This is a genomic window from Sulfitobacter sp. UBA1132, from assembly GCF_002311545.1.
In the GTDB taxonomy this organism is placed as follows: Bacteria; Pseudomonadota; Alphaproteobacteria; order Rhodobacterales; family Rhodobacteraceae; genus Sulfitobacter; species Sulfitobacter pontiacus.
The window spans coordinates 526344-534780 of the sequence record NZ_DCAN01000011.1 but is presented as its reverse complement, the minus strand read 5'-3'; the positions used below and the strand labels follow the sequence as shown (position 1 = coordinate 534780).

The window sequence follows — 8437 nt, the reverse complement described above, 5'->3', positions numbered from 1 at the left end:
ACCCGACCATCATGCTGACCGGCCCTGTTCCGGTGACCGAAAAGATCCTTGCCGACAATGGCATGAACATCAACGACATCGACCTGTTCGAGGTCAACGAGGCCTTTGCCGCCGTGGTCATGCGCTTCATGCAGGCGTTCGACGTTGATGAAAGCAAGGTCAACGTGAACGGCGGGTCGATCGCCATGGGTCACCCCTTGGGTGCCACCGGCGCGATGATCATCGGCACGCTGCTGGACGAGCTTGAGCGTTCGGACAAGGAAGTCGGGATGGCCACGCTTTGTATCGCCTCCGGCATGGGTGCCGCCACCATCATCGAGCGCGTTTGATGGGCGACCAGCCGCATCCTTTCCACGCCGTGGCCGATCTGGCAGCGCGGCGTGGGCTGAGGGACCTTAAGCTCGCAGAGGACCGCGGGGGGCAATATGTGCGCCTGTATCAGGCCACCCCGCCGCTGTTCTTCAAGCATCGCAACGATCCAAGCGACAGCTATGACCGCGAGCGGTTCAAGGACTTCAAACGGATACTGCTAAGCGAGGAAGACTGCGACAAGGGCCCCGAAGCCACCATCGCCTTGATCCGCACACTGCTTGAAAAATTCGCTGACTATACGCCTCAGCGCTCGTAACACACTTTAAATCAGGGAGAGATTTAAATGACCGATTTCACCATGAAGACAGACGCCGACGGCGTCGCCATCATCACCTGGGACGTGCCCGGAAAATCCATGAACGTCATGTCGATCGAGGGCCTGTCCGAGCTGGACAGCATCATCGACACGGTCCTGTCCGACGACGCCATCAAGGGGGCCGTGATCACCTCTGGCAAGGACGGGTCTTTTGCCGGTGGTATGGACCTGAACCTGCTCGCCAAGATGCGCGAAGACGCGGGCGATGATCCGGCGCAAGGGCTGTTTGACGGCACGATGAAAATGCATGCACTGCTGCGCAAGATCGAACGCGCCGGCATGGACGCCAAGACCAACAAGGGCGGCAAGCCGATTGCCTCTGCCCTGCCCGGCACAGCCGCGGGCATCGGGCTTGAACTGCCGCTGGCCACGCACCGCATCTTTGTCGCCGACAACCCAAAGGCGCGTATCGGCCTGCCTGAGATTATGGTCGGTATCTTCCCCGGCGCGGGCGGCACCACCCGTCTGGCGCGCAAACTGGGCGCGATGGGCGCATCGCCCTTCTTGCTGGAAGGCAAGATGGTTGCCCCTGCCGCCGCGAAATCTGCCGGTCTGATCGACGAGGTTGTCGCTGATCCGGTAGCCGCCGCGAAAGAATGGGTGCTGAATGCCAAGGATGCGGACATTCTGAAACCCTGGGACGCCAAGGGCTACAAGATGCCCGGTGGTGCCCCCTATCACCCTGCGGGCTTCATGACCTTCGTCGGGGCCAATGCGATGGTCAACGGCAAGACCCAAGGTGCCTTCCCTGCGGCCAAGGCCCTGCTGAGCGCCGTTTACGAAGGTTCGCTTGTGCCGTTTGATACCGCGCTGAAGATCGAGGCGCGCTGGTTCACCAACATCCTGCTGAACCCGTCCTCCTCTGCCATGATCCGGTCGCTGTTCCTGAACAAGGAAGCGCTGGAAAAAGGCGCGGTACGTCCCGAAGGTGTTGCCGATCAGCGCGTCAAGAAGTTGGGCGTTCTGGGGGCTGGCATGATGGGTGCGGGCATCACGCTTGTTTCCGTGCAAGCCGGGATCGAGGTCGTGTTGATCGACCAGACCCAAGAAGCCGCGGACAAGGGCAAAGCCTACTCCGCCAGCTTCTTTGACAAGGGCATCGCGCGCAAGAAATCCACCGAGGAAAAGAAAGCCGCCGCCCTTGATCTGATCACCGCAACCACCGATCTGGATGCGCTGAAAGGCTGTGACCTGATCATCGAAGCCGTCTTCGAAGACCCTGCCGTCAAGGCCGAGATGACCAAAAAGGTCGAAGCCGTGATCCCCGAGGATTGCATCTTTGCCTCCAACACCTCGACCCTGCCGATCACCGAGCTGGCCAAAGCGTCCAGCCGGGCGGATCAGTTCATCGGCATCCACTTCTTCTCGCCCGTCGAAAAAATGGCGCTGGTCGAGATCATCAAGGGTGCCGAGACTGGCGACCGTGCGGTGGCCAAATCGCTCGACTATGTGCGCCAGATCCGCAAGACGCCGATCGTGGTCAACGACGCGCGTTTCTTCTATGCCAACCGCTGCATCATCCCCTATGCCAACGAAGGCGCGCGGATGATCACCGAAGGGGCGGCACCGCAACTGGTCGATCACGCGGCACAGCTTCTGGGTTTCCCTGTGGGGCCGGTGCAGCTGACCGATGAGACCTCGATCGATCTGGGGGCCAAGATTGCCCGCGCGACCAAGGCGGCCATGGGCAATGCCTATCCTGCCAGCCAAGCGGATGATCTGATCTTCTGGATGGAAGATCTGGGCCGTCTGGGGCGCAAGGCGAACGCGGGCTTCTTTGACTATGACGAAAAGGGCAAGCGTCAGGGCTATTGGAAGGGGATGCATGACAAATTCCCGCTGGCCGAGGAACAGCCAGACCTGCGCGACGTGCAGGACCGTTTGATGTTCGTTCAGGTGCTTGAAGCGGTACGTGCGCTGGAAGAAGGCGTGCTGGAAGACATCCGCGAAGGCGATGTGGGTGCGATCCTTGGCTGGGGCTTTGCGCCCTGGTCCGGCGGCCCGTTCAGCTGGCTCGACATCATCGGCACGCCCTATGCCGCGGAACGTTGTGACCAGCTGGAAGCGCAGTTCGGCGAGCGGTTCAAATGCCCTGACCTGCTGCGTGAAATGGCCGAGAAGAACCAGACCTTCTATGGTCGCTTCGGGCCGGACGCCAAAGCCGCCTAAGCCGGCAGCGCCCGATAGAGAAAACGGAAACGGCCAGCAGTTCTTGCTGGCCGTTTTGCTTTGCTGGATGATGTACCGCCCGCGCTCTCAGCCGTCGAAACTGTAGCCGAAACGCGCGATATCCTCGGCGCAGGTCGTGGCGATCAGGTCGCGGGTTTGGGGGGTGTAGTAGTCCCGATAGCCCGCCGCGCGGTCAGACGCATTCGCATGCGGCAACGTCAGATCAAAGCCCAGATGGTCGAACAGCGGCTGCGCGTCCTGCGCGAAATGCTCGATCCGGATGAATAGGTTGCTTTGATCCTCGCCTGCCCCGTCACGCATATATGACCCGTAGGGAGAGGCCAGAAGGCTGCCCTGCACGGTAGGCGTCTGCACGAAGGCGTCAAACGCCAGCGACTTGGCAAGCCCCACGGCGGGATGATCGAACCCCTGCGCGCGCAGCCAATGGTAATAGCTGACCATCCGGTCCCACGGGTTACGCACAAGCGCAAAGGCGAACATCTGGGCAATCTCTTGGCGGGTGACCACGCCCTCGATATCGGCGAGGCTTGCGTGTTTCCAAAGCCGCCCTGCCGACGCGGCCCCTGCCAGACGCTTGCGCCGCTTGACCGCCTTGGGCGTGTCGCCCAGCATCAGATCCTCTTTCATTGCGCGCGCTTCCAGCGCGAGCGCAAGGGACGTACCTCCGGTCTTGGGGATATGCACAAAGATATAGTTGCGCCCGCGGCTGATGATCATGACCGCCCCGCCGCATCTGTGATTGGCCGCTTTACGCTCGTGCCCATATCCTGCCTCTGCCCTGCTTTTATCATCCTTCCCAAAACGGGGGATGCTGCGCAATAGTAACCGGGACAAAGCGAATAAAGACAGGGTGCGCCATGGGCTGGATGACGAACGAAGACGGGTTGGACAAATGCGCCGCGAATTACGTGCCGCTCACGCCGCTGTCGCACCTGAAACGCGCGGCCCATGTCTTTGCCGATGTGACGGCGGTGATCTACGGCGCGCATCGGGTGACCTATGCGCAGTACCATGCGCGCTGTTCCCAGCTTGCTTCGGCTTTGGTGGCGGCTGGAGTTACGCCGGGTCAGGTTGTGGCGACGATCCTGCCCAATATCCCCGCGCAGGCAGAGGCGCATTTCGGCGTGCCCGCCTGCGGTGCCGTGCTTAACACCATCAACACGCGGCTGGATGTGGATACGGTGGGCTACATCCTCGACCACGGCGAAGCGCGGGTGCTGCTGGTCGATACGCAGTTCGTCGATCTGGCAGAGGCGGCTTGTGCAACGCTCGACGGCCCGCCGCCGCTGTTGATCGAAGTGCCTGACCCCGCAGCGGGGTTACCGGCAACGGGCCACCACACCACATACGATGATTTCATCGCCACCGGTGACCCTGCGTTCAACTGGATCATGCCGCAGGACGAATGGGAAAGCCTTGCGCTCAACTATACCTCTGGCACGACGGGGCGGCCCAAGGGCGTGGTCTATCACCATCGCGGGGCCTATCTGATGACCATGGGCACGGTGGTCAGCTGGCGTATGGTGATGCGGCCCGTGTTCATGCAGATCGTACCGCTGTTCCACTGTAACGGCTGGAACCACACGTGGATGATGCCCCTATTGGGGGGCACACTGGTCTGCTGCCGCGACATCACTGCCGCTGCGATCTATGACGCCATCGCCGACGAAGGCGTGACCCATTTTGGCGGTGCCCCTATCGTGCTGAACATGATGGTGAACGCAACGGAAGCCGAACGCCGCGCCTTTGATCATCAGGTGGAGGTCTTCACCGCCGGTGCGCCCCCTGCCCCTGCGACCCTGTCCAAGATCGAAGCTTTGGGGTTCAACGTCACGCAGGTCTACGGGCTGACCGAAACCTACGGCCATGTCACTGAATGTCTGTGGGACCCCGCATGGGACAGCGCCCAAGGGGCCGAGCGCGCCGCGATCAAGGCCCGTCAGGGCGTCGCCATGCCGATGATGGAAGAGATCACCGTCATGGACAGCGAAATGACCCAAGTCCCGCTGGACGCTGCCACCCAGGGAGAGATCATGATCCGCGGCAATTCGGTGATGAAGGGATACTTCAAGAACCCCGCCGCCACGCGCGCGGCCTTTGCGGGCGGGTATTTCCATTCGGGCGATCTGGCGGTGCAGCATCCAAACGGACATATGCAGATCGCAGATCGCGCCAAGGACATCATCATCTCGGGCGGCGAGAATATCTCGTCCGTCGAGGTCGAAGGCGTATTGATGGGCCATCCGGATGTGAACCTCGCCGCCGTTGTCGCGCAACCGGACGAGAAATGGGGCGAAGTGCCCTGTGCTTTTGTCGAGCTGAAACCGGGCCGGAGCGGAGACGAAGCCGCCCTGATCGCCTTTGCCCGCACCACGCTTGCGGGGTTCAAAGCACCCAAACGCGTGGTGTTTCAAGAGCTGCCGAAAACCTCGACCGGGAAGATCCAGAAATTCGAACTGCGCGCGCAGGCCGCCAGGCTTTAGTGCGGTCTACATCGCGCGCTGTGTGACAACCGGATCGGCGACGATCACCGCCTCTGCCTGCTCTTGCGGGCCGAGCCGTTTTTCATACCGCCAGACGTCGATCTGCAACGGCCCCTCGCCGGTTTCGACCTCGTAAGGGATCGTGCCGGCCTGCACCCAGCCGCAGGCCTCATAGAACCGCGCGGCACGGGTGTTGCCAACCGAACAGGCCAGCCATTTCAGCCCATGCCCCAGTTCTGCTTCGGTTGCCGCCATCATCTGCTGCGCCAGACCGCTGCCCTGAAAGGCATCACTGACATAGAACTGGTAGATCTCGTCATGGTCCACCATGAAGAACCCCGCGATCTGCCCTTCGACCCAGACCACCTGCGTATGCTTAAGGTGCACCCGCATCCGCATCGTGAACTCTTCGAAACTGCGCAGGGCGGTCAAGGCGGGGGGCACGACATCGGCATGGGCCTGATGCCAACCACGATACCAGATCTCGACAAGTCTGGCGGCATCATCGGGATGTGCGGGCTTGATCTGCATGGGACGCTCCTTTCGAATTCTCCTATGCTGTCTTAAGTCCACCCATTGCTCAACCCGTGTCAGGTGGTAAACTATCCAAAACAGTTAGGCACTATACTTCAGGATATGACAGCCCTTTCCAAATACGCCCGGTTGGAAGCAACCGGACTATGGCGTTCGGCCCCCGATGCCCAACGTCGCGAGGTCATCGTGTCGATCGGCGATGCGACACTGGTGATTTCCGACCTCAAGGATCAGGCGCTGACCCATTGGTCACTGGCGGCTTTGGCGCGGTCAAACCCTGGCACCCGCCCTGCGATTTTCCACCCCGACGGCGACCCCAGTGAAACGCTGGAGATCCCCGACAGCGAGGGAGAGATGATCGACGCCATCGAAACCCTGCGCCGCGTGGTCGAACGCCGTCGCCCCCGCCCGGGGCGGCTGCGCTTTGCCGGGGTGCTGACCTCGGCGCTGGTGGTGGCGGCGGTGGCGCTGTTCTGGCTGCCAGGCGCGCTGCAAGATCACACGCTGCGGGTGGTGCCCAAGGTCAAACGCGCCTCCATCGGGGCGGCGCTCCTGAAAAAGATCGAACGGGTGTCCGGCCCCGCCTGTACTAACGCCCGCGGGCGCACGGCGCTGGCAAAGCTCGGCGCGCGGCTGTCGTCTGATCCGATGGTGGTGCTGCCCGCCATGACCCGCCCCAGCCTGCACCTGCCCGGCGGGCTGATCGTGCTGAACAAGACCCTCTTCGAGGATTACGAGTCTCCCGATATCGCGGGCGGCTATATTCTGGCGGAGCAAGCGAAACGCGCCGTCACAGACCCGCTCGAACATATGCTCGCCACCATCGGCATCCGCGAAAACTTCCGCCTGCTGACCACCGGCGATGTGTCGGATGCGGCCCTAACACGCTACGCCGAACATCTGATGGCCGAACCCGCGCCGGAACCGCCCGTCGACGCCCTGCTTGCCCGTTTCGAAAAACAGCTCCTGCACAGCACTCCTTACGCGCAAGCCCGCGACATCACCGGAGAGACGGTGCTGCCCCTGATCGAAGGCGATCCGATGAACGGCAAGGAAACCGACCCACTGCTGAATGATGCCGACTGGCTACGGCTGCAAAATATCTGCGGCGGCTAAGGCAGAGATACACACTCCGACCTTCCACGCAAAAGGCCAGCCGGATCGCCCCGACTGGCCTTTTGTCTGTACTGTCGTGCGGTTGCGTCAGCGGATGTAGGCATCGCCGTAACCGGCACCGCGCAACTTACCCAAAGCCGCCGGTGCCGCAGACGCGCCAAAGGGACCCGCCTGCACCGACAGATAGGTCTTGCCGCCGCGGGTGGACTTGCCGATGCGCGCGCCCATCCCCATCCGCGCGATACGTTGTGCCGCGCGCTGCGCGTTCGCGCTGTTCCCATAGACGCCAATCTGCACATAGGTCTTACCTGCGGCACGCGGGGTCGCTGGGGCTGTGGCGACTGGCTTGGGGGCCGAACGGCTGGAGTAGACCGGCTTGCGCGCGGCAGGCGCTGCGTTCTTGTTGCGGACGATACGTTTGACCAGCTGGCCGTTGCGCTTGGCAAAACTCACCTCGCCCAACTCGCGGCGCTGCTGCTCGACCGAGGTATAGGGGTAGACCAGCGGCAAACGCGCGGTCACGTCCTGCCCTGTGCTTTGGTTGACCAGACGGCGCGGCACGGTGTTGGTCCAGATCAACAACATCTTGGACCGCCCCTCAAGGTTCTGTTCGGCCCGCTTGGGGTTCAGACGGTCGTCTTCCCACACGGGGCGATATCCTTTGGGCACCGAGACGTTGGCATAGGTGTTCTGGCGGTTGATCGCGACATGTTTCGGCACGATCCGCGTATGCGCATGCGCCGCTGCGGGTCTCGCCGTGGTTGTGACGCTGCCTGTGGCTGCCCCATAGGACGGCGCAGATGCCACGGCCCCGGCCTGCGCGGTGGAGGGCAGGATTGGCGCGGTTTGCGGGCCGCAGCGCACGGCGAGCCCCTTGGTCCGCGACCCGGAGTATTGCTGGCTGATGGCAGAGCGTCCGGCACAGGTGGTCGGCACCTGCGCCACCGCCACCGGCGCTTGCGCGCGCGGTGCGGCTGGCACGTCGACCGAGCGTGGTACCGGCTGGCGCACCGGCTTGGGTGCTTTCTGGCGTACAACAACCGGCTTGGCCTTGCGCTGTGGCAGAGGGCGTGCCGCAACCGTGGGCTGTTTGGCCGCGGCGGGCGCGTTGTTCACGGTGATCTGCACCGGCGCATCAGCACCACCGGCAGGCGCGCTGGCCGCTGTCTGCACATTGGTCGGCTTGAAGCCGCAGACACCCTGACGTTTGCGCGACACGCGCGGCACCCAGGTCACATTGCCGTCGATACCGGCCCGAATAAACACACAGCCTTTGCTGTCGACATATTGCTTGCCCTTATACGAGGCCGACGGGAATTCCGCCGGTTGATCGCGAAAGCTTTGCGCTTGGGCAATTCCTGCCCCAAACGTCGTCATCAATGCCGCAACTGCCACAATACTAGTAAATTTCATCTGCGCCCCCACA

Annotated in this window: 7 protein-coding genes and 1 pseudogene; 5 read left to right on the top strand and 3 right to left on the bottom strand. The window is 62.4% G+C overall.

The genetic code is table 11. From position 1 onward, the window contains the following. The 3 genes and pseudogenes from B4F27_RS10265 to B4F27_RS10255 all read left to right on the top strand — a co-directional run. A pseudogene (locus B4F27_RS10265) lies at positions 1–329 on the top strand (acetyl-CoA C-acyltransferase); the annotation flags it as partial. Further along, positions 329–628: an acetyl-CoA acetyltransferase gene (locus B4F27_RS10260; protein ID WP_286759599.1), complete on the top strand. Its 300-nt coding sequence runs from the start codon at positions 329–331 to the stop codon at positions 626–628. The pseudogene B4F27_RS10265 and the gene B4F27_RS10260, both read left to right, overlap by 1 nt. Before the next feature lie 27 nt (positions 629–655). Continuing rightward, positions 656–2857 carry a 3-hydroxyacyl-CoA dehydrogenase NAD-binding domain-containing protein gene (locus tag B4F27_RS10255; RefSeq protein WP_286759598.1) on the top strand — a complete coding sequence of 734 codons (2202 nt, stop codon included), beginning with the start codon at positions 656–658 and terminating at the stop codon, positions 2855–2857. A gap of 87 nt (positions 2858–2944) precedes the next feature. Here B4F27_RS10255 and B4F27_RS10250 read toward each other — a convergent pair whose 3' ends face one another. Continuing rightward, on the bottom strand, positions 2945–3595 hold the full coding sequence (locus tag B4F27_RS10250) for a sulfotransferase family 2 domain-containing protein (protein ID WP_286759597.1): 651 nt from the start codon (positions 3593–3595) through the stop codon (positions 2945–2947). A 140-nt stretch (positions 3596–3735) separates the two neighbouring features. On the opposite strand from B4F27_RS10250, the gene B4F27_RS10245 reads away from it, so the two are divergent. Beyond that, positions 3736–5361, top strand: a complete 1626-nt coding sequence (locus tag B4F27_RS10245) for an AMP-binding protein (RefSeq protein WP_286759596.1) — start codon at positions 3736–3738, stop codon at positions 5359–5361. Between the two features lie 6 nt (positions 5362–5367). On the opposite strand, the gene B4F27_RS10240 is transcribed toward B4F27_RS10245, so the two are convergent. After that, positions 5368–5892 carry a GNAT family N-acetyltransferase gene (locus B4F27_RS10240; RefSeq protein WP_005849471.1) on the bottom strand — a complete coding sequence of 175 codons (525 nt, stop codon included), beginning with the start codon at positions 5890–5892 and terminating at the stop codon, positions 5368–5370. Between the two features lie 105 nt (positions 5893–5997). Here B4F27_RS10240 and B4F27_RS10235 point away from each other — a divergent pair, with 105 nt between their 5' ends. Continuing rightward, positions 5998–7011 carry a hypothetical protein gene (locus B4F27_RS10235; protein WP_286759594.1) on the top strand — a complete coding sequence of 338 codons (1014 nt, stop codon included), beginning with the start codon at positions 5998–6000 and terminating at the stop codon, positions 7009–7011. Between the two features lie 87 nt (positions 7012–7098). On the opposite strand, the gene B4F27_RS10230 is transcribed toward B4F27_RS10235, so the two are convergent. Continuing rightward, a complete protein-coding gene (locus B4F27_RS10230; RefSeq protein ID WP_286759593.1) occupies positions 7099–8424 on the bottom strand; it encodes an SPOR domain-containing protein in 1326 nt (441 codons plus the stop codon). Between the last annotated feature and the right edge of the window lie 13 nt (positions 8425–8437).

Bases quoted from the DNA above. Each gene is read 5' to 3' on its own strand.
- B4F27_RS10260 (WP_286759599.1), top strand. From the start codon at position 329: ATGGGCGACCAGCCGCATCCTTTCCACGCCGTGGCCGATCTGGCAGCG.
- B4F27_RS10255 (WP_286759598.1), top strand. From the start codon at position 656: ATGACCGATTTCACCATGAAGACAGACGCCGACGGCGTCGCCATCATC.
- B4F27_RS10250 (WP_286759597.1), bottom strand. From the start codon at position 3,595: ATGATCATCAGCCGCGGGCGCAACTATATCTTTGTGCATATCCCCAAG.
- B4F27_RS10245 (WP_286759596.1), top strand. From the start codon at position 3,736: ATGGGCTGGATGACGAACGAAGACGGGTTGGACAAATGCGCCGCGAAT.
- B4F27_RS10240 (WP_005849471.1), bottom strand. From the start codon at position 5,892: ATGCAGATCAAGCCCGCACATCCCGATGATGCCGCCAGACTTGTCGAG.
- B4F27_RS10235 (WP_286759594.1), top strand. From the start codon at position 5,998: ATGACAGCCCTTTCCAAATACGCCCGGTTGGAAGCAACCGGACTATGG.
- B4F27_RS10230 (WP_286759593.1), bottom strand. From the start codon at position 8,424: ATGAAATTTACTAGTATTGTGGCAGTTGCGGCATTGATGACGACGTTT.